This window comes from Streptococcus sp. 400_SSPC, assembly GCF_001072745.1.
Classification (GTDB): Bacteria; Bacillota; Bacilli; order Lactobacillales; family Streptococcaceae; genus Streptococcus; species Streptococcus xiaochunlingii.
Genome location: NZ_JVIQ01000007.1, coordinates 30,640 through 57,362, shown reverse-complemented (window position 1 = coordinate 57,362; position 26,723 = coordinate 30,640). Strand labels below are relative to the sequence as shown.

23 protein-coding genes and 2 pseudogenes are annotated in these 26,723 nt (G+C 39.6%); 6 read left to right on the top strand and 19 right to left on the bottom strand.

The features are described from left to right. The first annotated feature begins 33 nt into the window (after positions 1-33). Positions 34-1,251 carry a tyrosine-type recombinase/integrase gene (locus tag ADH49_RS01595; protein ID WP_001291561.1) on the top strand — a complete coding sequence of 406 codons (1,218 nt, stop codon included), beginning with the start codon at positions 34-36 and terminating at the stop codon, positions 1,249-1,251. 322 nt (positions 1,252-1,573) lie between these two features. Here the strand turns inward: ADH49_RS01595 and ADH49_RS01590 are convergent, their stop codons facing one another. The 4 genes from ADH49_RS01590 to ADH49_RS01575 all read right to left on the bottom strand — a co-directional run bounded on the left by ADH49_RS01590 (position 1,574) and on the right by ADH49_RS01575 (position 8,730). Continuing rightward, positions 1,574-2,320, bottom strand: a complete 747-nt coding sequence (locus ADH49_RS01590; RefSeq protein ID WP_048688532.1) for a hypothetical protein — start codon at positions 2,318-2,320, stop codon at positions 1,574-1,576. Between the two features lie 17 nt (positions 2,321-2,337). After that, complete coding sequence (locus ADH49_RS01585; protein WP_048688529.1) at positions 2,338-2,979, bottom strand: hypothetical protein; 642 nt, start codon at positions 2,977-2,979, stop codon at positions 2,338-2,340. Between the two features lie 4 nt (positions 2,980-2,983). Then, positions 2,984-4,180 (bottom strand): hypothetical protein, encoded by a 1,197-nt coding sequence (locus tag ADH49_RS01580; RefSeq protein WP_048688526.1) that lies wholly within the window; start codon positions 4,178-4,180, stop codon positions 2,984-2,986. Positions 4,181-4,284: 104 nt separating this feature from the next. Further along, entirely contained in the window at positions 4,285-8,730 is a 4,446-nt protein-coding gene (locus tag ADH49_RS01575; protein ID WP_048688522.1) for an SEC10/PgrA surface exclusion domain-containing protein, read from the bottom strand. A gap of 181 nt (positions 8,731-8,911) precedes the next feature. On the opposite strand from ADH49_RS01575, the gene ADH49_RS01570 reads away from it, so the two are divergent. The 4 genes from ADH49_RS01570 to ADH49_RS01555 all read left to right on the top strand — a co-directional run bounded on the left by ADH49_RS01570 (position 8,912) and on the right by ADH49_RS01555 (position 12,685). Beyond that, positions 8,912-9,220 (top strand): helix-turn-helix domain-containing protein, encoded by a 309-nt coding sequence (locus ADH49_RS01570; RefSeq protein WP_048688519.1) that lies wholly within the window; start codon positions 8,912-8,914, stop codon positions 9,218-9,220. Positions 9,221-9,645: 425 nt separating this feature from the next. Continuing rightward, positions 9,646-11,001, top strand: coding sequence for a hypothetical protein (locus tag ADH49_RS01565; RefSeq protein WP_048688515.1), 1,356 nt, complete (start codon positions 9,646-9,648; stop codon positions 10,999-11,001). Positions 11,002-11,139: 138 nt separating this feature from the next. Then, positions 11,140-11,400, top strand: a complete 261-nt coding sequence (locus tag ADH49_RS01560) for a helix-turn-helix domain-containing protein (RefSeq protein WP_001048148.1) — start codon at positions 11,140-11,142, stop codon at positions 11,398-11,400. 67 nt (positions 11,401-11,467) lie between these two features. Further along, positions 11,468-12,685: a tyrosine-type recombinase/integrase gene (locus ADH49_RS01555; protein ID WP_048688509.1), complete on the top strand. Its 1,218-nt coding sequence runs from the start codon at positions 11,468-11,470 to the stop codon at positions 12,683-12,685. A gap of 110 nt (positions 12,686-12,795) precedes the next feature. Here the strand turns inward: ADH49_RS01555 and rpsI are convergent, their stop codons facing one another. The 5 genes from rpsI to rlmB all read right to left on the bottom strand — a co-directional run bounded on the left by rpsI (position 12,796) and on the right by rlmB (position 15,940). Further along, positions 12,796-13,188: a 30S ribosomal protein S9 gene (rpsI, locus tag ADH49_RS01550; protein ID WP_000075969.1), complete on the bottom strand. Its 393-nt coding sequence runs from the start codon at positions 13,186-13,188 to the stop codon at positions 12,796-12,798. An 18-nt stretch (positions 13,189-13,206) separates the two neighbouring features. Next, positions 13,207-13,653, bottom strand: coding sequence for a 50S ribosomal protein L13 (gene rplM / locus ADH49_RS01545; RefSeq protein WP_002876943.1), 447 nt, complete (start codon positions 13,651-13,653; stop codon positions 13,207-13,209). Positions 13,654-13,806: 153 nt separating this feature from the next. Further along, positions 13,807-14,670, bottom strand: coding sequence for a DegV family protein (locus ADH49_RS01540; RefSeq protein WP_048688501.1), 864 nt, complete (start codon positions 14,668-14,670; stop codon positions 13,807-13,809). Next, positions 14,667-15,182 carry an NYN domain-containing protein gene (locus ADH49_RS01535; protein ID WP_048688498.1) on the bottom strand — a complete coding sequence of 172 codons (516 nt, stop codon included), beginning with the start codon at positions 15,180-15,182 and terminating at the stop codon, positions 14,667-14,669. The genes ADH49_RS01540 and ADH49_RS01535 overlap by 4 nt, the downstream gene beginning before the upstream one ends. 29 nt (positions 15,183-15,211) lie before the next feature. Further along, entirely contained in the window at positions 15,212-15,940 is a 729-nt protein-coding gene (gene rlmB, locus ADH49_RS01530; RefSeq protein WP_048688495.1) for a 23S rRNA (guanosine(2251)-2'-O)-methyltransferase RlmB, read from the bottom strand. 104 nt (positions 15,941-16,044) lie between these two features. Between rlmB and ADH49_RS01525 the strand changes: the two genes are divergently transcribed. Next, positions 16,045-17,010: an aromatic acid exporter family protein gene (locus ADH49_RS01525; protein ID WP_048688492.1), complete on the top strand. Its 966-nt coding sequence runs from the start codon at positions 16,045-16,047 to the stop codon at positions 17,008-17,010. A 170-nt stretch (positions 17,011-17,180) separates the two neighbouring features. Here the strand turns inward: ADH49_RS01525 and ADH49_RS01520 are convergent, their stop codons facing one another. The 10 genes and pseudogenes from ADH49_RS01520 to pnp all read right to left on the bottom strand — a co-directional run bounded on the left by ADH49_RS01520 (position 17,181) and on the right by pnp (position 26,434). Then, positions 17,181-18,848, bottom strand: coding sequence for an alpha-glucosidase (locus tag ADH49_RS01520; RefSeq protein ID WP_048688489.1), 1,668 nt, complete (start codon positions 18,846-18,848; stop codon positions 17,181-17,183). 66 nt (positions 18,849-18,914) lie between these two features. Further along, on the bottom strand, positions 18,915-20,045 hold the full coding sequence (locus ADH49_RS01515) for an ABC transporter ATP-binding protein (RefSeq protein WP_006595597.1): 1,131 nt from the start codon (positions 20,043-20,045) through the stop codon (positions 18,915-18,917). A 123-nt stretch (positions 20,046-20,168) separates the two neighbouring features. Further along, entirely contained in the window at positions 20,169-21,029 is an 861-nt protein-coding gene (locus ADH49_RS01510; RefSeq protein ID WP_048688485.1) for a helix-turn-helix domain-containing protein, read from the bottom strand. Next, on the bottom strand, positions 21,029-21,424 hold the full coding sequence (locus ADH49_RS01505) for a Mini-ribonuclease 3 (RefSeq protein WP_048688481.1): 396 nt from the start codon (positions 21,422-21,424) through the stop codon (positions 21,029-21,031). The genes ADH49_RS01510 and ADH49_RS01505 overlap by 1 nt, the downstream gene beginning before the upstream one ends. Further along, complete coding sequence (gene cysS / locus ADH49_RS01500; protein WP_048688478.1) at positions 21,417-22,760, bottom strand: cysteine--tRNA ligase; 1,344 nt, start codon at positions 22,758-22,760, stop codon at positions 21,417-21,419. The genes ADH49_RS01505 and cysS overlap by 8 nt, the downstream gene beginning before the upstream one ends. Before the next feature lie 17 nt (positions 22,761-22,777). After that, the gene (locus ADH49_RS01495; RefSeq protein ID WP_048688474.1) at positions 22,778-23,299 is read right to left on the bottom strand and encodes a dihydrofolate reductase family protein; all 522 of its coding nucleotides are present in this window, start codon (positions 23,297-23,299) and stop codon (positions 22,778-22,780) included. A gap of 8 nt (positions 23,300-23,307) precedes the next feature. Further along, a pseudogene (locus ADH49_RS09635) lies at positions 23,308-23,472 on the bottom strand (phosphorylase); the annotation flags it as partial. Then, positions 23,450-23,545 (bottom strand): annotated as a pseudogene (locus ADH49_RS10445) (bacteriocin); the annotation flags it as partial. The pseudogenes ADH49_RS09635 and ADH49_RS10445, both read right to left, overlap by 23 nt. A 30-nt stretch (positions 23,546-23,575) precedes the next feature. Next, on the bottom strand, positions 23,576-24,193 hold the full coding sequence (cysE, locus tag ADH49_RS01485) for a serine O-acetyltransferase (protein WP_048688470.1): 618 nt from the start codon (positions 24,191-24,193) through the stop codon (positions 23,576-23,578). A 24-nt stretch (positions 24,194-24,217) separates the two neighbouring features. Then, positions 24,218-26,434, bottom strand: a complete 2,217-nt coding sequence (gene pnp, locus ADH49_RS01480) for a polyribonucleotide nucleotidyltransferase (protein ID WP_048688466.1) — start codon at positions 26,432-26,434, stop codon at positions 24,218-24,220. Positions 26,435-26,723 lie beyond the last annotated feature (289 nt).

Here is a 26,723-nt window from a genome sequence, read left to right as displayed (position 1 = left end):
AGGCTCTTTCCATAAAGGAAAGGAGCAAATGCCATGTCAGAAAAAAGACGTGACAATAAAGGTCGAATCTTAAAGACTGGAGAGAGCCAACGAAAAGACGGAAGATACTTATACAAATATATAGATTCATTTGGAGAACCGCAATTTGTTTACTCGTGGAAACTTGTGGCTACAGACCGAGTACCAGCAGGAAAGCGTGATTGTATCTCACTTAGAGAGAAAATCGCAGAGTTACAGAAAGACATTCATGATGGTATTGATGTTGTAGGAAAGAAAATGACACTCTGCCAGCTTTACGCAAAACAGAACGCTCAAAGACCAAAGGTTAGAAAAAACACTGAAACTGGACGCAAATATCTTATGGATATTTTGAAGAAAGACAAGTTAGGTGTAAGAAGTATTGACAGTATTAAGCCATCAGACGCTAAAGAATGGGCTATTAGAATGAGTGAAAATGGTTATGCTTATCAAACCATCAATAACTACAAACGTTCTTTAAAGGCTTCATTCTATATTGCTATACAAGATGATTGTGTTCGGAAGAATCCATTTGACTTTCAACTGAAAGCAGTTCTTGATGATGATACTGTCCCTAAGACCGTACTAACAGAAGAACAGGAAGAAAAACTGTTAGCCTTTGCAAAAGCTGATAAAACCTACAGCAAAAATTATGATGAAATTCTGATACTCTTAAAAACAGGTCTTCGTATTTCAGAGTTTGGTGGTTTGACACTTCCAGATTTAGATTTTGAGAATCGTCTTGTCAATATAGACCATCAGCTATTGAGAGATACTGAAATTGGGTACTACATTGAAACACCAAAGACCAAAAGTGGCGAACGTCAAGTTCCTATGGTTGAAGAAGCCTATCAAGCATTTAAGCGAGTGTTAGCGAATCGAAAGAATGATAAGCGTGTTGAGATTGATGGATATAGTGATTTCCTCTTTCTTAATAGAAAGAACTATCCAAAAGTGGCAAGTGATTACAACGGCATGATGAAAGGTCTTGTTAAGAAATACAATAAGTATAACGAGGATAAATTGCCACACATCACTCCACATAGTTTGCGACATACATTCTGTACCAACTATGCAAATGCAGGAATGAATCCAAAGGCATTACAGTACATTATGGGACATGCTAATATAGCCATGACGCTGAACTATTACGCACATGCAACATTCGATTCTGCAATGGCAGAAATGAAACGCTTGAATAAAGAGAAGCAACAGGAGCGTCTTGTTGCTTAGTAGTACAAATGAATTTACTACTTATTTACCACTTCTGACAGCTAAGACATGAGGAAATATGCAAAGAAACGTGAAGTATCTTCCTACAGTAAAAATACTCGAAAGCACATAGAATAAGGCTTTACGAGCATTTAAGAAAATATAAAAAGATAATTAGAAATTTATACTTTGTTTAAAGATAAAAAAATAGTTCTATAACTTCTACACTTGATAAATTAAATGTAGAAATTATAGAACTTTTTATTTCAAACAAAATGGTTCATATAAACATAATACAATACTTTAAGAAATCTCTTATATAATACCTATTTAAAGGAAAAACTTAAGTATTTTTATTCTTTTTTAGAAATTTGATAATAACAACTACAGATAACAAAACGATTGAAACTATAGAAATAATGATTTTAATTTCATTGGATAGTTTTTTGTTACTATAATCATGTTCTTCAGTTTTATCAATTTCCTCTAAATCTGCCTTACTCTCTTTTGGGTCCGTTTCTTTATTTGTTATATTTTCTGTAGTTTCTAGTACTGTAGTAATAGTATTTTCTTTGTTGGAACCGAACATACCAGTCTGAGTGCCTATAGCTTCCTGGTAAAACTTATCCAGTTCATCATTAGTATAATTTCCCTTTAAGTAGCTTCCGTCTTTTCTCTGAAAATCAACTAGACCATAATAAGTAGATATAAATTTCTTATCTCCCTCTATAACAACAAAACAAGGTTTTTCATGTACTGAAGGATTCTTTATAACTTTTTTAACCATATATGTTGCCTTAAGTTGTGTTATTGATCTAGCAACTAAGCCTTCACCGTATACTCTCATTTTATATTCGCCTAGTGGAACATTAGTCTCTTGAACCCAATTATTATTTTTATTGATTTTTAGAGTTTTTACGACTTCCTCTGTATCTGATTTTACTAAAAGTACTGTAATCTCTTGCGTGTAATTTTCTTGAACAATTGCTTGCACTACCACAGGGCCAGTTTCGTCAGCGTATACATTAGAAATATTGATAGCAAAGAATATACTCAAAAAGGTTATGAACATCTTAAAAAAAAATTTCATTCTGTTAATCTTTCTCTTTAATCGAAATCTCTCAATTGTTCTATAGAAATATCAATTTTATGTATTTCTTCAATTAGTTCTGCAAAAGGATCATCTAATCTAGTTTCTCTACTATTATAATATGCATCGCCCAATGCTAATAAGAGTTTTTGCCGTTTCTTATTTTCTGTATAAATCTGTGTATTTGCTTGTAACGATTTAGTTAATTCTTTGGTCTTTTTTCCAGCTATAGAACTAACTGTGAATAACTTTTCTGAAACATCTGATATAAAGGAATTCATAGTGCTAGAATTATTAACTCTAGAACCACAAGAAACACAGTAATCGCTTATTCTAAAATTCGGTTTACCACATTTGACACAAAAAATCTTATCTTCTTCTATTACTTTTTTATGTTCTTGCACATATTCCTCGTTAACAGTGATATTTTCAGAATCAGTTTTCTCTAAATCTTTTTTATCAAGATAAGTTTCGGATAACTTTATCTCACTATCAAGTGCATCTACTGATATGGAAGAAGATCCGACATTATTATACTCTATGTCTTTACTATTTTCTATATTAAACTCATTATTCTTCTTTGCTGCAATAAACTCTGCCGGACTTGGCTTTCTATTGTATTTCTCTTCAAACTGAGATAGCCATTCTTCTTTATTCATAACCTCACACCCCTGTATATCTTACATGATAATTATTTTGTAAAATACTAATTCGTTTATCTTTTGACGGGTATCCTAACTCACAAAATCCTTTAGCCAATGACCCATCTTGTTCAGATATGGTATCGATATAATAACAATGAATTTCGCCACATCCAATCGTAGCCATATACTGGTCTGAAAGATATACATCACGTTTTACAACCGATTTTACAAACATTAAAAAGAAACTTATTAATGCAACTATTAATATTATAGAACCATAAAATAGAATAGCTCCCTCTTTTGCTTCTGAACTTCCTGACCAAAATGAGTTTCTGCTGTCTCCATAATTTTTTTTAAAGCCTCCAAATAGTGTTGTTATTAATAAAATTAGTAAAACAAAAATTAAAATAAAATTTGAACCAACTAGTACAGGTAAAAGATTTGGAGCCATATTATGGATTCGATGGAGCTCAAACATAATTTTTGGTTCTAAAAAATATGGATTTTCCAGTAAACTATCAGTAACGATAATTTTGTTCATTCCTATAGCGTAAGCAGCAGGAACATCATTATGAATCATGCGAATTTCAATATTATCCGGTAAGTTTAAACCTTTTTGACGCGCCTTTTGAATAATCTCATTGACAGGTTGTTGAACTTTTTCTTGATAATCACTTCTTTCTATCCTCTTCGCTCCAATAATCCAACAAATTAATGATTGACCGGTATTTGATAATAAAAATACTGTAAATAATACAAATATTAGACCACCCAGTCCATTACCATAAATTGTTTCAAACAATATTACTATAGTGAAATAAATTATAATTCCCCATCTCTGAGTATCAAAACAGTGTTTTAGATATCTAAATAAACTATTATTTTTAAATGTAGAGTATAAAACATTGTCATTTGTCTGTTTTGAAGCTTTTTTACAATTCGTACATCGTTCATCATTAACAGAATTCTTTGTTCCGCATGAACTGCAAAAAGTATAATCATTACTGAACTCTTGTTTATCTTGTACATCTTCAACTCTTTGAGATAAATCTTCATCTCTTCTCGTTTGAGAGTCATATTGTGTAGATTCAAAAGAATTATCTATTTTTTCTGATTCTGTAATTTCTCCTTCCTGAAATCCAGCTTGTATCTCTTCTTCTGTTGGTACACGGCCATTAATTTCTGTAAATATTTCAATCCATTGCTCTTTATCCATCGTATACTCCTATTTTTATTATTAAATTAAAAGGCTGAAGTAGATTACCTTAAAAGGTTCTATTTCCTCCAGCCTATAAATTTATTTATAGATTACTCTTAATATTACTCACTTTTTCTGCGTAATTTTATTCCAGATAATCCCATGAGCATCGCTCCTAAGCCAATCAAGAACGAACTATTCTCTGAACCTGTATTTGGTAAAGTCGTATTGACACCATATCTAGGTTTATTTCCAACATAGATATAAGCTGGATTACTTTGAGCAGTTCTAAGTTTGTCTGTTACCAGTTTATGATCTAGATTCTCAACCTTAGAATCATGTCTATGGTTCAATGATTCTTGAGGTTTATTATACGCCTTCTGATATGCAAGTAGAACAGCCTCATACTGAGCTTTGGCATCCAATTGATTTTGGAGAAGAGCGTTTAGTTTCGCTTGTTCTGCTTCAAGAGTTTGAAGAGCTAGGCGGTGAGCCTCAAGAGCTTGGTCATAAGCTTCTTTTGCGATTTCGTAGTTCTCAGAAGCATGGATTAGACTATCAAGGAGAGTTTCCATCTCTTTGATGCTGTCTTCGATTTTAGCAATCTCTGCACGAACTGCCTCTTCTTGAGCTTTCAAGTCGTCTAATTGAGCTTGGATAGTTGCTAGAACTTCTTCCTCTTGGGCTTGTTTTGCCTTGAGTCCTTGAAGGACAAGCTCTTCTTGTGCAAGTTCAGCTTGTGCTTGTGCCAAAGCTTCTTGTTTAGTCTTGACATCAGCAGTTAGGTTCTCAACAGCTACTTTAGCATCTGACAAGCGTTTTTCTGCAAGTTTTTCAGCTTCAAGAGCTTGGTCATAAGCTTCTTGAGCATCAGGAGTTAAGTCCTTAGTTGCTTCTAGTGTCGCAATCACTTTACGAGTAGCTGTAAGTTCCTCGTCAGCTTTTTTGTAAGTAGCTTGTGCTACTTCCAATTCAGCTTGTGTTGTTTTAGCAAGACTTTCAGCATCTTTCAACGCTTTTACGGCAATTACCAAAGCTTGGCGTTTTACTGCAAGGTCAGCGTTTAGGTTAGTAACGGCTGTTTCTGCATTTTCTAAGCGAGTTTTAGCTGTCTTGTAAGCTAGTTCTGCTTGGTCAAATGTAGCTTGAGCTTCAGGAGTCAAGTCTTTAATCGCTTTTACTTTAGCTAGAGCATCCTTATCTTGTTCTAATGCTTTAGAAGCATTGTTCTTAGCAGAAATTGCTCTTGCAAGATTAGATTTTGCAGTTTTATCATCTTTTTCAGCCTGACTCAGTTCTGACTTAGCTTGTGCAAGCTTGTTGCTATTTGTGTTGATCTCGTTATTAAGGTCAACCAAAGCTTTCTCAGCTTTTTCATATCGTGTTTTGGCAGTTTGGTGTTCTGCTTTTGCAGTATCAAACTTAGCTTGTGCATCAGTAGTTAAGTCTTTAATGGCTTTTGTGCGTTTGATAACATCCTTAATGCTATTTAGCTTATCAACAGCATTGTTATGTGCAGTAGTCGCATCAGCAAGCGTCTTTTGAGCAACCGTATTTGCGATGGTTGCTTTAGACAAGGCATCTTTTGCCTGTTCGTGAGTTGCACGTTTTGCTTTAATCTCTTTTGTAAGATTTGTAAAAGCAGTACTTGCGTTTGTATTGCGCAATTCAGCTTTGTTTAATTCTGACTTAGCATTATCAAGAACACGTTGCGCATTAGGTGTCAAGTCTTGTGTATTAAGCAAGTTATTGAGACGATTTGTGGTTGTAGCAAGATTAGATTTTGCAGTTTCATCAGCACGTTTAGCAGAAGCCAAACGATTTTGAGCATTGTTGTTTGTCGCAACGGCAGAAACTTGAGTTTTCTTAGCTTGCGCCAAGTCTTTTTCAATTTTGCTGGTGTCAAATGGAGTTGGGAGTGGTTTTGCAATACCTTTGTCATAGTAGTCGTCAATGTAAACAGAAGTACGTTCCCCTGTTACATAATTAATGGTTGTTTCTGTATGAGCGTTTTCCCCTGCAAATTTAACAAAGTGTATCCGACCTGTATTGTCTTTTGTATAACTAACGTTGCCACCAACTGCGCTTGGATAAGTTGGTTTAACACGTCCTACCATTCCTTTCATGTGTCCAAAGTTGGCATGAATATCATTGGTCATAAAGGCAATGACAGCATCATAAACCTCACGATAGAGCTGGGACATGGTTGCTTTATGAGTTTTTTCTGTGTCAATAGCTTTTTCATAAGGAGATGTACTGCTTAATGTATTTGTGTAGTTAAGAACTTCTCCATCCCATGATACACTATCCACACCATCATTTTCTAAGGCTGGATGACTATGCCCGGTATTGTATGGTTTATTTTCGTTGGCGTAATTCTTAGCAATGTTTTTAATTCCTTGAACAGACTCTTTAGTAACGATAAAGTTATGCGTTCCCCAAACTTGGTCTTGGAGATTATTTGCTAAAAGAACGTAATAATGGCTTAAAGCTTTGATTTGTTCGTCTGTTGGGTTGTCAAGATTCACAACTGTGTCATCAATTGGTAGGACTATATTCTTATTCGTCCAACCTTTAAAAACAAGTTCTTGCCCGTCACTGGACCATCCAAATTGACGAGTCCCAAAATCGTACTTCCCATCCTTGTACCATGCCTGAATAGCATTGTTCAAAGCGTGTTTATTCGCTTCACTATCATCATTCAAGTAAGTCTTGTATGCCGCAATGACATTTTGTGGCAATTGAGGGATGGTCAAGTTCTTAATGGCAGAGATTTGTTTTTCAAGTGTGTCAACAGCTTTATCTACTTGTTTTTTAGCATCTTCAGCATTTTTAGCGGCAGATGTCGCGTCAGACAATTCTTGAGTTGTTGAGCGAATAGTGCTTTCTTGTTGACCTTTTAGAGTCTTCAGGTCTTGAATATCAGAACGTTTTTTAGCATCTGTATTTTTAGCATCCTCTAATTTACGTTCAGCATCATCTTTTTTAGATTGCTTAGTAGCTAAGTCAGCTTTGGCATCGTCACGTTCACTTGTAACTCCTGACAAACGATTTTCAGATGAAGCAAGACTGTCTTTTGCCTCTTTTTCAGCTTTAGTTGCTTCTGTAAGTTTTGTTGAAGCTTGTCTTGCGCCACCTTGGGCTTTCGTTTGAGCATTTGCGGTTTTAGATTCTTCAGCTTCAGCTTGAGTTTTTGCTTCATTTAGCAAGTCAAGCTGTTCTGCTTTTTTAGCATCTGCTGTTTTGGCATCAGCCAACTTTTTCGTAGCATTCCCAAGAGTCGCTTCTTTAGTAGCTAAGTCAGACTTGGCGTTGTTGCGTTCATTTGTGACACCAGCTACTTTCCCTTTAGAAACATCCAAGGTTGATTGAGCTGTCTGTTCCGCTTTTTTCTTCTTCTTCAAGTCATCAGAAGCTTGGTTTGCGGCAGTTTGAGCGTCAGACAAGTTACTTTCTGCTTGCTTCAGCGTAGCAGTAGCTTGGTCCAAGTTAGTTGTGGCTTGTTCCAATTGCTCTGCTTTTTGAGCATCTGCACGTTTAGCAGCGTTTAAAGCTTCAGTCGCATTTTTAAGAGTCGCTTCTTTAGTAGCTAAGTCAGATTTGGCACTGTCACGCTCATCCAAGATGGCTTTTTCACCAGTTCCATCCAAAACAGTTTGAGCATTGTCTTTGTTTTGTTTAGCAACTTTAAGTTGAGACGTAGCTTCATTGTGAGCGTGCGTTGCTTTTGAAAGAGTATCAGTGGCTTGGTCAAAAGTGTTTTTTTGTCCTGCTTCAAGTTCTTTTGCATCACTCAACTTACGAGCTTTTGTAGCGTCTGCATTTTGTGATTGTTCAAGAACTTTCTTAGCATCTTTCACAATAGCTTGTTTAGCTTCTAAGTCTTTCTTAGCATTTTTTTCTTCTTTGATAACTTTATCAGCACCAGTTCCATTCAAAACATCTTGAGCGTTCTGAACTTTCTTCTTAGCATCAGCAACTTTTCCAGCTTGGATGTTTGTAGCTTCCGTAGCATCTTTAACAACAGCTTCTTGTGCATTTTTCTTTTCTTGCACTTGATTTTGTTGTTCTTTTAAAGAATCAATTTTTTCTGTTTGCGTAGTCACTTCTTTCTTAGAAGCGTCAATCGCATTTTTTGTCCCTTCAATTGCTTCAGGAGTTGCACCATTTTTCTTCTGTTCAGCTTCTTCAAGCGCTTGTTTGGCATTACTTTCTTTTTCAGAAGTTGTAGCTTCTTGTTTCTTAGCATCTTCAACAACAGGAGTTTGAGCTTCAACAACTTGGTCAGCTTGTTCTTTGATTCCTTTTGCTTGTCCAACAACTTCTTCAGTTGGTGTTTTCGTTACAAGAGCAGTTCCATTTGAAACTTCAACACCCTCAACTTGAGTGATAGATGTTGTAGGCGAATTTTGTAGATGTTTTTCTTCAGCTACTGTATTATCTGTTGGTTTTACATCAACCTGTTCATCTGCTTTTACAGATAGTGTTGAAAAACTTGTTAAAGCAACTCCTGCCGCTAAAGCAAGAGTTATTTTTTTCTTATTATTTTTACTTTTTCTTGATTTCATTTTTACCCACATAAACTTAAAGCGTATCTGCCCTAAATCCAAGTCCTTCACATAATATTACAAACGCTCTCATTATACCATTTTTATTTACTATTGTAAATGAATACGTATATTTCAAATACTATTGTTTATATAAATATCAACAAAAAATATATACAATAATTAAAAGGAGAATTTGTAAATGAAGATTGGAGAATTAGTCAGGGAATATCGACTAAGTAAAAAGCTAACACAACAAGAGCTTGCCGAAAAAAGTGATCTTAGCTTGCCTTTTATTAATTTAATTGAAAACAATAGAAGAAACTTATCTGTCGATACTCTACTAAAAATTTTATCTGCTATGGATATAGATCCTTCTGATTTTTTTAGACCACTTTCTGAAACTTCAGATAATAATCTTCAACTTTTAATCGAAAAAATTCAACTAAATAAAAATCGTACTGAAATTATTGATCTTTTTCTCAACATCCTAAATTTAAATGAAAAATAAAAAAATTTTTTTTAAAAATAAATAAAGTAGATAAAAACTTACTTTTTCCTTCAAAACCTTGTCACATCAATAAAAGATCGTACTGAAAGTATTGATTTCTTTCTTAACATTCTTGTTCTAAACTAAAAAAATTAAATTAGGTAAGAACCTAATTTTTTTCTTCAAAACCTTGTTACGACGCGTTTTTAAAGCACTCATAATTGAGTGTTTTTTTATTTTTAAAAATTTTTTCCATTTTTTAATTTATTTTTCCTAAAAATGGGCGATTTCTTAAAAATTTGTGGCATACTTTTAATACGCGAAAAAATGAATATGTAAATTGAATTACAAATGCGGTTAAAATAATTTAACTGCTTTTTTTCAATCTCTAATACTTCCTAACATAATTCGTATCAAAAATAATAGTAAAAAGGAAACGTTAAATCATGAAAAGTCAAACTAAAGTTTCTACTGAACAGATGCATTTAAATGAGAAAGAAATTCAATCTTGTTTTACTTTAATGAATTCCTTCTGGGGGTTTGATCGTATGGTTTTTAACTTAGGTGAAAATCTAATTGTTGACATTGAAAAACTGATAGAATTCAAACAAAAGAATCCTGATAAAGTTAAAAAATTTAATTACAATTCAAATCAGATAGAAGATTTAATTATCCAATCAAGGGAATTCGGAAGACTTGAAATTGGAAAAATTTATAAAAAAGAAAGCGGAGATACTGTTAATTATTGCTTACTCCAGCTGAATCATGGAGGTCTAAATTTTGAAACTCTCTCTATTTCAGCAATACGAAAGAGACTTATAAATGTTATAACAGGAATCAAACAGCAAACTGGTATTTGGATTATCCCAACTATTATTAGGGTTCTTGAAATGGAAATCGCATTTACATTTGCTACTGATTCGATTATTCATTTTCAAACAAGAAATTTATTGTTGAGGAGTCTATCTAAAACATCTCAAGTAGATAAAAAAGTTTATACAAAAAGTTCAACTCCTGAAGATCATCATATTCTTTCAAGTAAAAAAAATGAAAACTTGTTGCATGTTCTTTACGATAAAATAGCAAAAGCTGAACATAGTAGACAGATCGAATTAAACGTATCTCGTAAATACCACATCTATAGATACGAAATGACACTGAATGAAAAAAAAATTAAAAGTGAATTCAAGACTACTGACTTAGATAAACTACACAATGATCAGCTCTCTTCATTTGTGTATAGTGTGATTAAGAAAGGAATATCCAACTTTAAGATAATTGCTCAAACTTCAGTAAGAGATACCCAAAATAAGTTAAAAGCATTGTACGTGGAAAAAGGTAAAGATGGATATATAAAAACATTTTTTGAAACTCAACTAAATCATGCTATGGATTACTTATATCCATTAACATTGGATGAATCTATTTTCTTGTTTATTGATGTGTCTGAATTTGTAAATCCAAAAAACTCTGCAAGAACTAAGAATAATCTTATTAAAGAAAGTAGAGGGAATGACTTAAAAAATGAAAGTTATTTTCTTTCTATTATGATTACATGGCAAGTACTATATCTCTTTTGCTTAATGCTAAATACTCTATATCTTGTTACTTTCCTTGATTTTGGTTGCTACAAAGATAACCAAAATAATGAACTCTTTTCTTTTAAAATCCCTAGTTTTACAAATGAAGAAAAAAATCCATTTTTTAATGAAATTATTCAAAGCAAGGATAAAGACATAGGTTCATTCCTAGATTCTTTTTTTAATAGAATTTGGAAAAATATTTATACCATTTTAATATAAATTCTGATTAAAAAATTGAAAAAGTATTAATACAGCAACGTTTTCCTGTTTTTTAAGTCTTCAACCCTTGAAGACTTAAAAAATAAAATACAAACTAATAAAATTTAAATCTAATAGAAAGAAATAACGGGACTATTTATGAATTTATTTATTCCAGACGAAGTGATTCGGCAATTTAAATTACTAATATCAGATACTGTTAAGAAAGAACTGGATAAATTTTTGGATATTAATGAAAATACCAACCAATTTTTAAATAAAAAGCAGACTTGTGAATACTTGAATATATCCAACAATACTTTAGACAACTGGATTAAGCAAGGCTTACCTTGCATTAAGGTTGGAAAAACTGTTCGCTTTAGCAAAACAGAAATCAATCGCTGGTTACAAAAGCAGTAGAAATTCTATGGTGGTTTGTTATAATGTAACCATGGTATTTTCTAGCTCAATTCAAAAGGAGAATACTATGTCTATTACAAAAACTAAAAACGGAACCTATCGCTTACGTGTTTATATTCGTGAGGAGGTTAAATCTTCGTTAGGTATTGATAAGAAAGTGATTGAAAAACGGTTCAAATCAAGGGATGAAGCAAAAAGATACGAACGAGAACTTCAAAATAAGATTGATAAAATTCTTAGTGGCGGATCTGCTTCATTAGAGAATAGCGGTTCTATTCTCTTTTCGGATTTCTATCAAAACGTTTGGTGGGAATCCTACAAAGCAGGTCAGACTACTTCTACTGCTAAACCACCTTCTCAAGCAACTATAGTTGGAACAGAAATTGCTTTTAGAAAACACATCTTACCCTTACTTGGGAATTATTCAATAGACTTTCTTAATCAAAATAAACAAGTTGTACTAAATCTATTGACTCAAAAGGCTGAAGAATATGCAAATTTCAAAGTTATCAGGAGCTACGTTAACTCTATCTTTGACTGGGCAGAAGAGTTAGAGTATATCGAAACTAATCGCCTATCAAAAACGATAAGCCGTATCAAAGCCACTAAGAACATCAAGCTACAGGAATCAAAAAAATATGAAGATTTATCTCTATCTCAAGAAGAACTTCAAGCATGGTTTACAGCTTTTGAAAAAGATTTAGAGACTGAAAAGATTCTATTCAAAGACTATGTTTTATTCTATACTACTTTTTTCTTGGGAGATAGAAAATCAGAGAGTTACGCTTTGCAATGGAAGCATATCAATACACAGGAACAAGAAATTCAGTTAGTCCAAGCTTTAGATAAATACAAAAATCCAAAGTCTACCAAAGGAAATAAGAAGACAACTTTTCGAATTCCTAATGAGTTAACTAACTTACTTCAGGAATGGAAAAAACAACAAAAAATTGAACTGACTAAATTCAATATTATCCAAACTCCTGATCAGTATGTATTTACGTATATTGATACAAAGGGAAATGTAAACAGTTGTCTCCATGCTGATTATCTTAACAACAAGATGAAATCTGTTAAGCGTCGTCATCCAGAACTTGCACATGCAACCCCTCATAAATTACGACATACAGGAGCCACGCTCGCTAAGAAAGCTGGAACCTCTATGGAAGCTATTTCTGAAGCACTCACTCACAGTGATACGATTACAACTAAGACTTATGTCAACACTTCAAATGTAATTCCAATGGCTGTTGGAGAAATTGCCTTTCGTAATCTTAAAAAATAATGGTGTGAATTTGGTGTGAAAAGTGGTGTGAATTTTGCTAAAAATAATCAAAAAAACACCCCATGGTGTGAACCATGAAGTGTTTCGAAACGTTGATATAATCGTGTTGATTAACGTTTTGAGAATTGTGATGCTTTACGAGCTTTCTTAAGACCTGGTTTCTTACGTTCAACTTTACGTGAGTCACGTGTAAGAAGTCCTGCGCGTTTCAATGAATCGCGGAAGTCTGGGTCTACTTGAAGAAGGGCACGAGCGATACCATGACGGATAGCTCCTGCTTGACCAGCGTATCCACCACCTACAACGTTAACGAAAACGTCGTATGAACCTACAGTTGAAGTAACTGCGAATGGTTGGTTGATTACAAGACGAAGGTCAGCGTGTGGGATGTACTCTTCAACATCTTTTTTGTTAACAGTGATTTTACCAGTTCCTGGAACAAGGCGAACGCGTGCAACAGCGTTTTTACGACGTCCAGTACCTGCATATTGTGCTTGTGACATACTTTATTGTTCCTTTCCTTAGATAAGTCCTGAAATATCAAGAACTTCTGGTTGTTGTGCAGCGTGAGTGTGCTCAGCTCCAACGAATACTTTCAATTTCATACCTTGAGCGCGGCCAAGAGTATTGTGTGGAAGCATACCTTTAACTGATTTCTCGATCAAACGAACTGCATTTTTAGAACGAAGTTCACCAGCAGAGATTGATTTCAATCCACCTGGGTGGTTTGAGTGAGTGTAGTAGATCTTATCAGTTGCTTTTTTACCAGTCAATTTAACTTTTTCAGCATTGATAACGATTACGAAGTCACCTGTATCAGTGTGAGGTGTGAATGTTGGTTTGTTTTTTCCGCGAAGCACGCTTGCAACAACTGCTGAAAGGCGTCCAAGAGGTACATCAGTTGCGTCAACAACGTACCATTTGCGTTCTACTTGGCCTGGTTTAGCCATGAATGTAGTTTTGTTCATGATTTCTCCTATTATGAATATCGTTTTTGTTTACAGGGCGGATGTTCCGGTCCGCGAGTTATTTGAAAGGTTCCGGGGCCTTACAAATGGGGTAAACAATACCGCCTACTATTGTATCAAATTTTTTAAATAAAAGTCAACCGATTTGAAAAATTATTTGCGATTTTCTTTTCCGATAACAAAGCCGATGAGAGAATTAGGACCGACGTGGGCAGCAATGACGGGACCTAGTGGCATAATCAAGACTTGAGAGATAGCTGGATTCTCCAACAATTGAGCCTTGAGCTCTTCTGCTCCTGCCAAATCATCTGTATAGGATACCAAGGCTGTGCTGTGGCCGATATCTTCCTGGATCAGAGAAAGCATTTCCCGCATAGCTTTTTTACGTCCACGTACCTTAGCGATAGGAGCTAACTTGCCTTCTTCATCAATCCAAAGAAGGGGTTTGATATTGACCAAACTTCCGACGATGGCTGAACTCTTAGAAAGGCGTCCCCCGCGCATAAGATGGTAGAGATCATCCACCAAGAAATAGGTCCGCAACTTAGGAGCCACTTCCATCAGTTCTTCCTTAACTTGATCCAAACTCTTGCCGGCATCACGCGCCTCAACTGCTAGCATAGACAAGTAGCCTTCTCCAATCCCTGCTGCTTTTGGATTGATGATTTCAATCACAGCTTCTGGGTAGTCTTCAAGGACCAAGTCTCTTGCCATAACCGCACTCTGGTAGGTCCCTGACAAGACTGAAGAAAAGGCGATATAAAGGAGATCTTCCTTGCGTTGAGCGTAGCCTTTGAAAATCTCTTGGAACTGTCCAACATTGACCTGACTGGTCGTTGGTTTAGCACCCTTTTGCATCTCTGCTAATAATTGGGGGCTGGTGAGTTTGTCTGGACCTACTGTCTCATAATGAGTCCCATCAATTTGGATCGACAAACCGACGATCTCTACATCATGCTCCTTTGCCCATGTTTCATCTAAATCTGCAGTTGAATCTGTTAAAATTTTAAAGGTCATTTACTTGCTCCCATCTCTTTTTGTAGTTGACGTAGGCCCTCTTGGTCAAAAGGCCGTATCGGTGGTTTTTGATCGTTGACGGCTCCTCGCGCCTGGTTCAAGTCGGCTTTGACAACAGCAACCCGTTTCTCCAACTCCCGCGCTGAAACACGGAGCGCTCCTTGAGCAAAGACCGTCCATTGCTCATTCAAGTCACTCGTCGCGACTGATACTTGGTGGAGGGGTGTATTGAGCTCTGCTGCCAACCGTTCAATGTAGTCATCGGCGGTCTCCTCCTCTGCAGTGAAGACCACTTGGACCTGAAATTCTTCATAGGTCTGGCGAATCCCTGGCATGTATTGGGCATCAAAGACACAAATCACGCGAATGTCTTCAAAGCTAGCATAGTGACTTAGCTTCTCTAGGAGGATCGTTCGTGCAGCATCGAGCTCACTTTTCTTAAAGAGCTGTCGGGTCTCCTGCCAGAAGGCAATCATGTTGTAGCCGTCCACTAACAAAATCTTTTCTTTCATGGATTGCCCCCTTCCTTTGATTTCTTCTATTATAATTTATTGCGAAAGACCTCATACATAAGGATCGCTGCTGCGACACTGGCATTCAGACTTTGGACATGGCCCTGCATGGGAATAGTAATCATTTCATCCACTTGCTTTTTAATATTGGCCGAAATGCCCTTGCCTTCGTTGCCAATAATGAGGGCTAGCTTCCCACTGGTATTCCATTTGTGAGAGGGCGTTCCATTCATATCGGTTCCAAAGATCCAAAAACCTGCTTCTTTAAGCTTGTCCAAGGTTTGGCTAAGGTTGGTCACTCGAGCAATAGGGACATGCTCCACTGCCCCAGTTGAGGTCTTGGCAACAACAGGGGTCACCCCAACAGCACGGTGCTTGGGAATGATGACTCCTGCTACCTGAGTAGCATCGGCTGTTCGCAGGATGGATCCCAAGTTATGCGGATCGGTCAAGCCATCCAAAATCAAGAGCAAGGGATTGTCTTGATTAGCTACCTGGGTCAAGATCTCAGTCAAGTCCGTATAGGCAAATTCTGAAACCCGTAAGACAAAACCTTGGTGGACAGCTCCTTCTGTCATTTCTTGCAAGGTCTTCTTAGGGGTCCAAGAAATGGAGACCTTTTTTTCCGCTGCTAGATCTTTGATTTTTTCTACATTTTTTCCACGCAAATCATCCTGGATATACAATTTATTTCCTGTATTTGCGACTAGTGCTTCTGTAACGGCATGAACGCCATAAACAATATCGTTTTTTTCCATGAAACTAGTATAACACAATTGCCATATCTGGTGAAACATTTGAAGTAGGGCACTTTGCTTGTGGTATAATGAAACTAGTTTAGAAAAAGGAAAGAATCAGCATTATGCCACTTATTCACCGAACCATCAAGATGGTTCTCGCCACCTGTTTAGCCATCTTGCTTGCAGAGTTTTTGGGTCTGTCCTACGCCACCTCTGCGGGGATCATTGCCATCCTCAGTATTAGCGATACCCGTCGAAGCACCGCCAAACTAGCCTATAATCGCTTTATGTCCATGCTTCTTGCCCTCCTCCTTGGAAGCTTAGCCTTTCAGATTCTCGGCTTCAATCTCTGGGCCCTTGGTTTTTATCTGGTCACCTATGTCCCCCTTGCCTTCCTACAAGGCTGGGAAATTGGCATCACGCCCAGCTCTGTCCTGGTTACCCATCTCCTGCTAGAAAAATCCACTTCCCTTTCTTTATTGGGAAATGAAGTAGCTATTTTCCTAATCGGAACCAGCTTTGCCCTCCTAGCCAATCTCTATATGCCTTCTCGACAGGAAGAAATTGATCGCTATCATGAAATTGTCGAGGAGCAACTCAAGAAGATTCTCTATCGCTTTGCAGAGTTTCTAGGAAAAGGAGATGGGAGCAACGATGCCAGCTTGATTCGTGAGCTAGATACCATCTTAAAAGAAGCTCTCGATCTAGTCTATTTAGACCATTCCAACCACCTCTTCCATCAGACCAACTACCATATCCACTATTTTGAGATGCGCAAGCGCCAAAATAATATCCTGCGGGACATGGCCAATAATGTAAACAACTGCCAATTAGCTGCGAGCGAGAGTCTTATTTTGGCCCAACTCTTTGCTAAAACAGCCAGCCAGCTCAGTCAGGAAAATCCAGCTCAATTCCTACTTGACGAAATCAACCGCTATCTAGCAGTCTTTCGTGAGCGACCTCTCCCTCGATCTCGTCAAGAATTTGAAACCCGAGCGACCCTTCTGCAACTCCTCCGTGATCTTGAAACCTTCATCTCCATTAAGGTGGAATTCTATCAAACCTACCAGAAGGAACTTCAAGCATAAACCCTTCTTTAGAGACTGGGAAGATTTTCCCAGCTCTTTTTCTTTGCCATCAATCTGTAACGAATTTCAAGAGAAAAACTTCCTCCTCTTGAAAAAGAAAGAAGTTGAGTAAGTTCCAGGTGTAGACTTGGATGACATGAAAAGAACCTTCGCAGACGCGAAGGTTCTTTCTATTCTGCTAATTCTAGCACGATAGTTTGGTAAGGGGCCAATTCTAATACTTGGTCTCCTTCTTGGAATAATCCTACAGTATTATTTAAAATAACCGTTTTAATCAGAGCTGGCAACTCCAAGGTGGCCTGGCGATTTTGGAAATTGCTGATCACCAAGAGACGCTTGTCCCCACGACGTTCAAAGGCGATGATGTTCTCACGGTCTCGATAAGCTGGAATCATATCTCCAAACCGGATGGTATTTCCGTAGAGGTGATGGCGATACAAGGCCGTCAACTGGCGGTAATAATTCAAGATGGAATTTGGATCCTTTTCCTGGTCTTCCACATTGATAGCAACATCTGGTTTAGGACTGATCAACCAGGCTGGCCCATCACTAAAGCCCAGACCTGGCTCTGCTGACCATTGCATGGGCGTCCGCGCATTGTCTCGACTGTAATTAGCTATCGCCGCCAAGGCTTCTTCCTCGCTCAAACCAGCTTCTTTAGCCACATGGTAGCCATTGATGGTTGCGATATCATCAAAGTCCTCCACTGATTCGAAGACTTGGTTTTCCATCCCAATTTCTTGGCCTTGGTAGATAAAAGGAATTCCCTTACGCAAAACCTGAATGGTTCCTAGGGCTTTTTTACTGGTATCGTTTACTGGACCTTCTGCAATATAATGGGACACCCCACGAGGCTCATCGTGATTTTCGATAATGGTCGAGAGGACCCCAATACTATCTGCACGCTCATGGGCTTGGAAAATACTTTCCTTGAGTTCATCTGCTGTCGGAAGACTATGGTCAAACCAGCCTTTTCCTTCTTGCCCCAGCATGGTTTGTTTGAAGTCAAAGATGGAAGAGAAGACGCCATCTTTTCCAATGAAGAAATGCAGTTCATCATCGGTTTCATTGAAAACTTCCCCTACTGTGAAGGCATTGTACTTGGCAAAAGTCCGCTCCTTCAACTCTTGCAAGAAAGGTTCAATCGGTTGGGCATTGACCAGCGATTCCGGCACTGGGACCAGGCCATTGTCACGATCGGACGGAAGCGAACGCCATTCTAGGTCTTTTTTGATATTGATGATAGCGTCAATCCGGAATCCCGCAATTCCCTTGTCCAACCACCAGTTGATCATCTTATAAATCTCTTCGCGCAAGACAGGATTTTGCCAATTGAGGTCTGGCTGATCCTTGTGGAAAGAATGGAGATAGTATTTGTTGGTGCCAGGAACAGGTTCCCAGACACTGCCTCCAAAGTAACTTTCCCAGTTGTTGGGTTCCTTGTCGCTTTCGATGAAGTAAAAGTAGTCCGCATAAGGGCCATCTGGATCCGCTAGAGCCTTTTGGAACCACTCGTGATGACTGGAGCAATGATTGACCACCAAGTCCATGATGATGGCAATGCCCCGCTTCTTGCCCTCCGCGATCAGCTCTTCCATATCTTCCATGGTCCCAAAGAGAGGATCAATGGCATAATAGTCAGAAATATCATATCCCTGGTCAATAAACGGACTCTTGTAAACAGGAGATAGCCAGAGAATATCAATCCCTAAGTCTTGAAGGTAATCGAGTTTCTCCGTGATTCCTTTTATGTCCCCAACACCATCTCCATTGCTGTCTTTGAAGCTTTTTGGGTAGATCTGATAAGCGACCTTCCCCTTCCACCAGTCTTTTTCCATGTTTTGTCTCCTTAAAATGAAAGAGACCGAGACACATTGTCTCAGTCTCTAAAGCGTCAGTAGATATTAGTATACTGTCTTTTCAGTTTCTTTGTCGAAGAAGTGAGCTTTGTTCAAGTCAAATCCAAGCTCGATGGTTTCACCAGTTCCAAGATAGTCACGCGCATCCACTTTTGCGATGAATTCGTTGTCACCAACTTGGCAGTACAAGTGAGATTCTGAACCGAGCAACTCAGATACAGAGATGGTAGCTTTTACGACTGATTCTGGGAAAGTTTCAAGGAAAGCAGCTTCTGTATTCACGTCTTCTGGGCGGATACCAAAGATCAATTCTTTACCATCATAGCCTTTTTCTTTCAAGACTTTCAAAGCACCTTCAGGAACTTTCAAATTCAATCCATTGGCAACGATGTGTCCACCTTCCAACTTCACGTTAATGAAGTTCATAGCAGGGCTTCCGATAAATCCAGCTACGAATTTGTTAACTGGGTTTTTGTACACTTCTTGCGGAGAACCAATTTGTTCCACACGTCCAATTGTACCAGTACCAGCTGGGTTTTTAGTAGCAGACATGATAACGATACGGTCAGCCAATGTCATCGCTTCTGTTTGGTCGTGAGTTACGTAGATGGTTGTAGCTCCGATACGGCGGTGGATTTTCGCGATTTCAGCACGCATGGATACACGAAGTTTAGCATCCAAGTTTGACAAAGGTTCGTCCATCAAGAACACTTTTGCATCACGGACAATGGCACGTCCCATAGCCACACGTTGACGTTGACCACCAGAAAGGTCAGCTGGTTTACGATCCAAGAATTCCTTCAAGCCAAGGATTTCAGCTGCTTCTTGTACACGTTTGTCGATATCTTCCTTGCTGTATTTACGCAATTTCAAACCAAAGGCCATGTTATCGTACACAGTCATGTGTGGGTAAAGAGCGTAGTTTTGGAATACCATGGCGATGTCACGGTCTTTAGGTGCTACGTTATTTACAACAGTACCATCGATTGAACATTCACCTTCTGTGATATCTTCGAGACCAGCGATCATACGAAGAGTTGTTGATTTACCACATCCTGAAGGACCTACGAAAACGATAAATTCTTTGTCTTTGATGTCCAAGTTGAAATCTTCAACTGAATAGTGTTCGCTGTTTGGATATTTTTTGTAAATATTTTTAAGATTTAATTCTACCATGATGGTACTCCTTTGATTTTTATAGTTCTATTGTAAATGAAAACGCTTTATAAATCTATGTCAGATCTCACAAAAAAGAAAAAGAGTTTTGTGCAAGTTGCACAAAACTCTCAATTCATTCCGTTAAATCACATCCTGTAGAACCAAATGGTAACAAAGGGCTAGATCCGTCAGATTCTTTAACTGGAGACCCGTTAGCTCTTCCCACTTGTCAATCTTGTATTGAAGGGAATTACGATGGAGATAAAGTTGCTGGGCTGCCTTGGTTACAACTGCCCCGTTGTCCCAGAGGGCGACAATGATATCCTGCAACTGGTCTTGACTTCCAATTAACTGATGCAAGGCTTCTTTGATAGGATGGAGATCCAAATTTGCCTGCTCGATTCCCCACAGGTAGAGTTGAGAAAAGCGGCAAACACCTTGATGGCCTTCTCGGATCCAAGATCGAAAGGCTGCCCGTTCTGCTCGGATGACCGGGGATACTTTCCCAGCTTTTGACTCGGTCCATACCTGCCCGACCATGATGGATAAACGAATGTTAAAATCATACTCCATGGCAGAAACGGTATCTTTTAAGATATCAGCCACTGCCAGTGACTTCTCTTGGTCTAGAATGAGTACGTAGTCCTGTCCACTCAGCTGCAAGACTGCCCGAAAGTTGGGCAAAAGCGTCTGCATCATCTCTAACCAGGAAGCCGTTCCTTCCGCTGTCGAGTGCGAGAGGTGGCAATAGACAAGTTGCATTTTTTTGATGACTTGAGGGGCTTCTCCCTTTCCATCAATCAAGTATTGGTACCAAGGATTGGGGTCAAAATCTTCCTCACTGCCCAACCAGGAAATCAATTGTTTCTCTCGCTCGGTTAGCTCTTCTTCCTTCAGTAGCAACCATTGCTGGGCCTGCAGGGGAATAGCTACATAACCAGCTGGTGGTTTGGGGTGATCCGTCACCTCTGCCTGAGGGAACCACTCTCTGATATTTTTCACTATTTTGTTCCTTCTTCCACTTTTTGGATACACCAAGCTACCATTTCCTCTAAGCGGCTGATTTCATCCGTCAGATGCAGGTAACCCATGACCGCTTCAAAACCCGTCGACATGCGATAGGTCACGACATCTGCATTTTTTGCCTTGGTATGGCTATTGGTATTGCGACCGCGCTTATAGATCTCGACTTCTTTCTCTGTCAAAAACTCATCTTCTAACATCATCGCAATCAGATTAGCCTGGGCCTTGGCAGAGACGTAGCGGGTAGCTGCCTGATGAAGTTTATTGGGCTTGGTCATCCCTTGCAAAATCAGGTGCTTGCGAATATACATAGAATAAACCGCATCTCCCTCAAAGGCCAGGGCAATCCCATTGATTAGATTGACATCAATCACGTGTCCACCTTACACCTTCTTTTGTATCCAAGAGCTTGATTCCTTGCGCAGCTAATTCATCGCGAATGGCATCTGCTCGCGCAAAATCTTTATTAGCCCGCGCTTCCTGACGTTCAGCGATCAAGGCTTCAATGTCCGCATCCAAGACTTCTTCGACAAAGACCACTCCAAAGACTTCTAACATCTTGGTCAAGGCATCCTTGACGTCTTGGTTGTAGTGACCTGAATTGATCCATTTAGCCAATTCAAAGACGACAGTGATGCCGTTTGCCGCATTGATATCTTCATCCATAGCCGCGATAAATTTGTCCACAAAGCCTTGCAAGTCTGCTGGATACACTTCTCCTGTGAACGGTTGCTCATAGGTATTTTTCAAATACTTGAGGTTGGTCTCCGCATCGCGCACCGCTTTTTCTGTGAAGTTAATGGGCTTGCGATAGTGCTGGGTTGCAAAGAAGAAGCGAAGCACTTGGCCGTCAATAGTCTTCAATGCATCATGCACAGTGATAAAGTTGCCTAAGGACTTGGACATCTTGACATTATCAATATTGACAAAGCCATTGTGCATCCAGTAATTGGCAAAAGTCTTGCCTGTTTTAGCTTCAGACTGAGCAATTTCATTAGTATGGTGTGGAAACTCAAGATCGGCCCCACCACCGTGGATATCAATAGTATCCCCTAAAATCCCCGTTGACATGACCGAACACTCAATGTGCCAGCCAGGACGACCAGGTCCCCAAGGGCTGTCCCAAGAAACTTCACCCGGCTTCGCAGCTTTCCAAAGGGCAAAGTCGACTGGATTTTCCTTGCGAGTTGTTTCTTCATCTGTACGACCTGAAGCTCCTAGCTCTAAGTCTTCCAGGGTTTTATTAGCCAATTTAGCATAGTTCTGGGATTTTTCCACACGGAAATAAACATCCCCTTGGCTCTCGTAGGCATAGCCTTTTTCGATTAAATCAGCGACAAAACGGATGATGTCGTCCATAAACTCGACCACACGAGGGTGGCGGGTTGCAGGTTTCACGCCGAGAGCCGTCACATCCTCACGAAAGGCCGCAATGTACTTGTCTGCCACTTCCTGAGGAGTAATACCTTCTTCTTTGGCACGGTTGATAATCTTATCATCCACATCCGTAAAGTTGGAAATGTAGTTAACCTCATAGCCGCGATACTCAAAATAGCGACGAATCGTGTCAAAGGCTACCGTTGAACGGGCATTCCCCACGTGGATATAGTTGTAAACTGTTGGCCCACAAACATACATGCGGACCTTTCCTTCTTCGATGGGGACAAATTCTCGCAAATCACGAGACATGGTGTCATAAATTTTAATCATGCGGTCCACTCCCTTCTCTATTTCTGACTTTTTCGACTGAAAACCAGCTCTGCAAAAGGGCCAAATTGTCTGAGGCTATCCAGTTGGTAAAAGCGCTGCCCTTCCTCTTGGGTAAAGAGGGGAACCCCCTTTCCTAGGATAAGGGGCGCTATCTGAATAATGAGGTGGTCGAAAAGATCCGCATCCAAGAGCGGTCCTACCAAGGAATTACCACCAATCACAAAGACATTTTTGCCTTTGTCAATCTGGCGAACAAAGTCCACCACATCCCCAGCTACTGGCTGGTAATTGCTGACAGGCAGGTGCCTATCATGCGTAAAGACATAGTTTTCCGTAGCTTGATAAAAACTTTCTACATCTTGCAAATCTTGGATTTCCTCAAAGGTCCGCTTGCCCATGATAGTGATATCCATTTGCCTGTAAAAGTCATCATAGCCTGTATCCTCTACAGAACCAAGCTGATGCAGCCAGTCTATCCTGTGCTGGCTGTCTGCCAAGTAGCCATCCATGGTGGTACAGCCGTAAAAATATACTGCCATTCTTGTAGTTACCTTTCTAGTTCCTTTGCTATTGTCAAAGCGATAGTGAAAAAAGTCATGGCATCAGCTGTCCGCTCTTCATGGCGGGTATCCCAGGTTCGGTTATGATGATCCACATAGTCAGCTGTGTAGAAGAACTGATAGACTTTACTCTTGCGAAATTGACTCCAAGCCTTCTTTCAGTTCAAGGACTACCTGGTTCAAAATAGCATCTGATAAATCTGACAGGTCGGTTCCTCCTGTCATATTTCACTTCGATAACTTTGCCAACCTTTTCTAAAGACTTGATGAATGGTGACTGGCTTCCTTGGCGTGCTCCATCTTATTCACGTAGTATTCACGCTTTTCTTCTTCCTGGTGAATGATTGGCTCATCCTTCTTACCGTGAACACGAACAATCTTGGCAGGGACTCCGACAACAGTCACATCACTCGGTACATCTGAGACCACGACAGCCCCTGCTCCTACTTTGGCCTTGGCCCCAATCTCAATCGGGCCGATGACCTGAGCATGAGCGGAGACCAAAGCTCCTTCACGAACCGTTGGATGGCGCTTCCCTGCATCCTTTCCAGTTCCACCGAGCGTCACCCCGTGGTAGAGCATAACCCCTTTTTCAATAATAGCTGTTTCCCCAATAACGAGGCCTGCTCCATGGTCGATAAAGACACCCGAAGCAATGGTCGCACCTGGATGGATTTCGATCTGGGTCCAAAAACGCCAGAACTGACTGTGCATCCGAGCTAGAAGCTTAAAGCCATGATTCCACAAAAAGTGAGAAACACGGTGAGCAGCTAACGCTTTAACGCCTGGATAGGTCAAGAGGACCTCCAGCGAGGTACGTGCTGCTGGGTCATTTTCTTTTACAATATCAATGGTTTCACGCCACCATCCCATACCGTGCTCCTTTCTTTTAAATGCTTATTCTTTCGTTGCTTCGCCTGCATCTTTGGCAAAATCTTTTCTAGGTTTGTGGTGACGAGGACGGTCGCCATGACGAGGACCCTTTTCACCTTTTTCTTCTGCATGTTCCGGTTTTGGCGGACGTGGCAAGAGTGCCTTCATTGAAGCATCTACACGACCTTTTTCGTCAATCTTGATAATCTTCACATCGACTTCATCACCGATGGCTACCAGGTCTTCGACACGGTTGGTGCGAGTCCAAGCCATTTCAGAGATGTGAACAAGGGCTTCTGTCTTGTCAAAGAGGTTGACAAAGGCACCAAATTTCTCGATCCGAACCACTTTGGCATGGTAGACTTCATCCACCTTGGCTTCACGCACCAAACCAGCAATGATTTCTTTAGCGCGGTTAATGGCAGCTTGGTCACTCGAGTAGATAGACACATTTCCTTCTTCGTCGATATCAATCTTAACGCCTGTTTCAGCGATGATCTTATCGATGGTTTCTCCACCCTTACCGATGACAATCTTGATCTTGTCCACATCAATCTTGATGGTATCAATTTTCGGAGCAGTTGGAGCCAATTCTGGACGAACTTCTGGAATCGTTGCTTCAATCACGTCAAGGATTTCAAAACGAGCTTTCTTGGCTTGAGCAAGCGCTTCAGTCAAGATTTCTGCAGTAATCCCTTGGATCTTGATATCCATCTGAAGGGCTGTAATCCCGTCACGCGTACCTGCAACCTTGAAGTCCATATCTCCAAAGTGGTCTTCCAAACCTTGGATATCTGTCAATACTGTGTAGTTGTTTCCATCTGAGATGAGACCCATGGCAATACCTGCTACTGGCGCCTTGATTGGCACACCACCAGCCATAAGGGCAAGTGTTCCCGCACAGATAGATGCTTGAGAAGATGAACCATTTGATTCCAAGACTTCTGCTACCAAACGAATCGCATATGGGAATTCTTCTAAGCTTGGCAATACTTGAGCAAGAGCACGCTCACCAAGAGCACCGTGACCAATTTCACGACGACCAGGCGCACCGTAACGACCTGTTTCCCCTACAGAATATTGTGGGAAGTTGTAGTGGTGCATAAAGCGTTTCTTGTACTCTGGATCCAAACCATCGATGATTTGCGTTTCACCCATTGGCGCCAAAGTCAAGACAGAAAGGGCTTGCGTTTGTCCACGAGTGAAGAGACCTGAACCGTGTACACGAGGAAGGTAGTCCACTTGCGCATCCAAAGGACGAATTTCGTCGACCTTACGGCCATCCGGACGAACCTTATCTTCTGTGATCAAACGGCGCACTTCTGCATGTTCCATTTGTTCCAAGATTTCAGCCACGTCGCGCATGACGCGTTCAAACTCTTCGTGGTCTGCATATTTTTCTTCGTAAACAGCCGTTACTTGGTCTTTCACTGCTTGAGTCGCAGCTTCACGCGCCAATTTTTCTTCAACTTGAACAGCTTTTTGAAGGTCGCTGTTGTAGGCTGCGATGATTTCAGCTTGCAAGTCAGCATCTACATGAAGCAATTCTACTTCTGCTTTTTCTTTACCAACTGCCGCTACGATTTCTTCTTGGAAGGCAATCAATTCTTTAACAGCTTCGTGTCCTTTAAGAAGGGCTTCCAACATGATTTCTTCTGACAATTCTTTAGCACCAGACTCTACCATGTTGATAGCATGCTTCGTACCAGCTACTGTCAATTCAAGAAGAGAGCGCTCAGCTTGTTCTTGCGTTGGGTTGATGATGATTTGGCCATCCACATAACCTACTTGTACCCCAGCGATTGGTCCGTCAAATGGAATATCTGAGATAGACAAGGCTAATGATGAACCAAACATAGCTGCCATTGGTGCAGATGCATTTTCATCATAAGAAAGAACTGTGTTGATCACTTGCACTTCGTTACGGAAACCTTCCGCAAACATGGGACGGATCGGTCGGTCAATCAAACGCGCTGTCAAGGTCGCATCTGTTGAAGGACGACCTTCTCGTTTCATAAAGCCACCAGGAAATTTCCCAGCCGCATACATTTTTTCTTCGTAGTTGACTTGAAGTGGGAAGAAATCCCCAGTTGCCATCTTCTTAGACATAACGGCAGCCGTCAAGACAGTTGACTCACCGTAACGTACCACAACAGAGCCATTTGCTTGCTTAGCAACCTGACCAGTCTCTACGATCAACTCACGACCCGCAAAAGTCGTTTGAAACACTTGTTTTGTCATTGTAATCCCCTTTGGATTGATAAAATTATACGACTTGCCTACAAAGATCAAGATATTTTGGACGATTCGGCTTGCCGAACATTTCTGTAGAAAAATAGAAAGGTGACGTCGCACTCGATGAGTGCTAGGAAGCTTATCTTTTTTCCTAAGAAATGAGGCCAAAATTCAATTACTCAAGATACTACGGCCTCCAACTCAAAGAGATAGGAATTGCAAGAGCCTTTCTATATGTTATATCCTCATCTTTGTATCCAAGCACGTATACCTTTTATTTTAACATATTCAAGCC

What these genes read in the sequence shown, in the direction of transcription:
- ADH49_RS01595 (WP_001291561.1), top strand. Translation starts at nt 34, where the DNA reads ATGTCAGAAAAAAGACGTGACAATAAAGGTCGAATCTTAAAGACTGGA.
- ADH49_RS01590 (WP_048688532.1), bottom strand. Translation starts at nt 2,320, where the DNA reads ATGAAATTTTTTTTTAAGATGTTCATAACCTTTTTGAGTATATTCTTT.
- ADH49_RS01585 (WP_048688529.1), bottom strand. Translation starts at nt 2,979, where the DNA reads ATGAATAAAGAAGAATGGCTATCTCAGTTTGAAGAGAAATACAATAGA.
- ADH49_RS01580 (WP_048688526.1), bottom strand. Translation starts at nt 4,180, where the DNA reads ATGGATAAAGAGCAATGGATTGAAATATTTACAGAAATTAATGGCCGT.
- ADH49_RS01575 (WP_048688522.1), bottom strand. Translation starts at nt 8,730, where the DNA reads ATGAAATCAAGAAAAAGTAAAAATAATAAGAAAAAAATAACTCTTGCT.
- ADH49_RS01570 (WP_048688519.1), top strand. Translation starts at nt 8,912, where the DNA reads ATGAAGATTGGAGAATTAGTCAGGGAATATCGACTAAGTAAAAAGCTA.
- ADH49_RS01565 (WP_048688515.1), top strand. Translation starts at nt 9,646, where the DNA reads ATGAAAAGTCAAACTAAAGTTTCTACTGAACAGATGCATTTAAATGAG.
- ADH49_RS01560 (WP_001048148.1), top strand. Translation starts at nt 11,140, where the DNA reads ATGAATTTATTTATTCCAGACGAAGTGATTCGGCAATTTAAATTACTA.
- ADH49_RS01555 (WP_048688509.1), top strand. Translation starts at nt 11,468, where the DNA reads ATGTCTATTACAAAAACTAAAAACGGAACCTATCGCTTACGTGTTTAT.
- rpsI (WP_000075969.1), bottom strand. Translation starts at nt 13,188, where the DNA reads ATGTCACAAGCACAATATGCAGGTACTGGACGTCGTAAAAACGCTGTT.
- rplM (WP_002876943.1), bottom strand. Translation starts at nt 13,653, where the DNA reads ATGAACAAAACTACATTCATGGCTAAACCAGGCCAAGTAGAACGCAAA.
- ADH49_RS01540 (WP_048688501.1), bottom strand. Translation starts at nt 14,670, where the DNA reads ATGACCTTTAAAATTTTAACAGATTCAACTGCAGATTTAGATGAAACA.
- ADH49_RS01535 (WP_048688498.1), bottom strand. Translation starts at nt 15,182, where the DNA reads ATGAAAGAAAAGATTTTGTTAGTGGACGGCTACAACATGATTGCCTTC.
- rlmB (WP_048688495.1), bottom strand. Translation starts at nt 15,940, where the DNA reads ATGGAAAAAAACGATATTGTTTATGGCGTTCATGCCGTTACAGAAGCA.
- ADH49_RS01525 (WP_048688492.1), top strand. Translation starts at nt 16,045, where the DNA reads ATGCCACTTATTCACCGAACCATCAAGATGGTTCTCGCCACCTGTTTA.
- ADH49_RS01520 (WP_048688489.1), bottom strand. Translation starts at nt 18,848, where the DNA reads ATGGAAAAAGACTGGTGGAAGGGGAAGGTCGCTTATCAGATCTACCCA.
- ADH49_RS01515 (WP_006595597.1), bottom strand. Translation starts at nt 20,045, where the DNA reads ATGGTAGAATTAAATCTTAAAAATATTTACAAAAAATATCCAAACAGC.
- cysS (WP_048688478.1), bottom strand. Translation starts at nt 22,760, where the DNA reads ATGATTAAAATTTATGACACCATGTCTCGTGATTTGCGAGAATTTGTC.
- ADH49_RS01495 (WP_048688474.1), bottom strand. Translation starts at nt 23,299, where the DNA reads ATGGCAGTATATTTTTACGGCTGTACCACCATGGATGGCTACTTGGCA.
- cysE (WP_048688470.1), bottom strand. Translation starts at nt 24,193, where the DNA reads ATGGGATGGTGGCGTGAAACCATTGATATTGTAAAAGAAAATGACCCA.
- pnp (WP_048688466.1), bottom strand. Translation starts at nt 26,434, where the DNA reads ATGACAAAACAAGTGTTTCAAACGACTTTTGCGGGTCGTGAGTTGATC.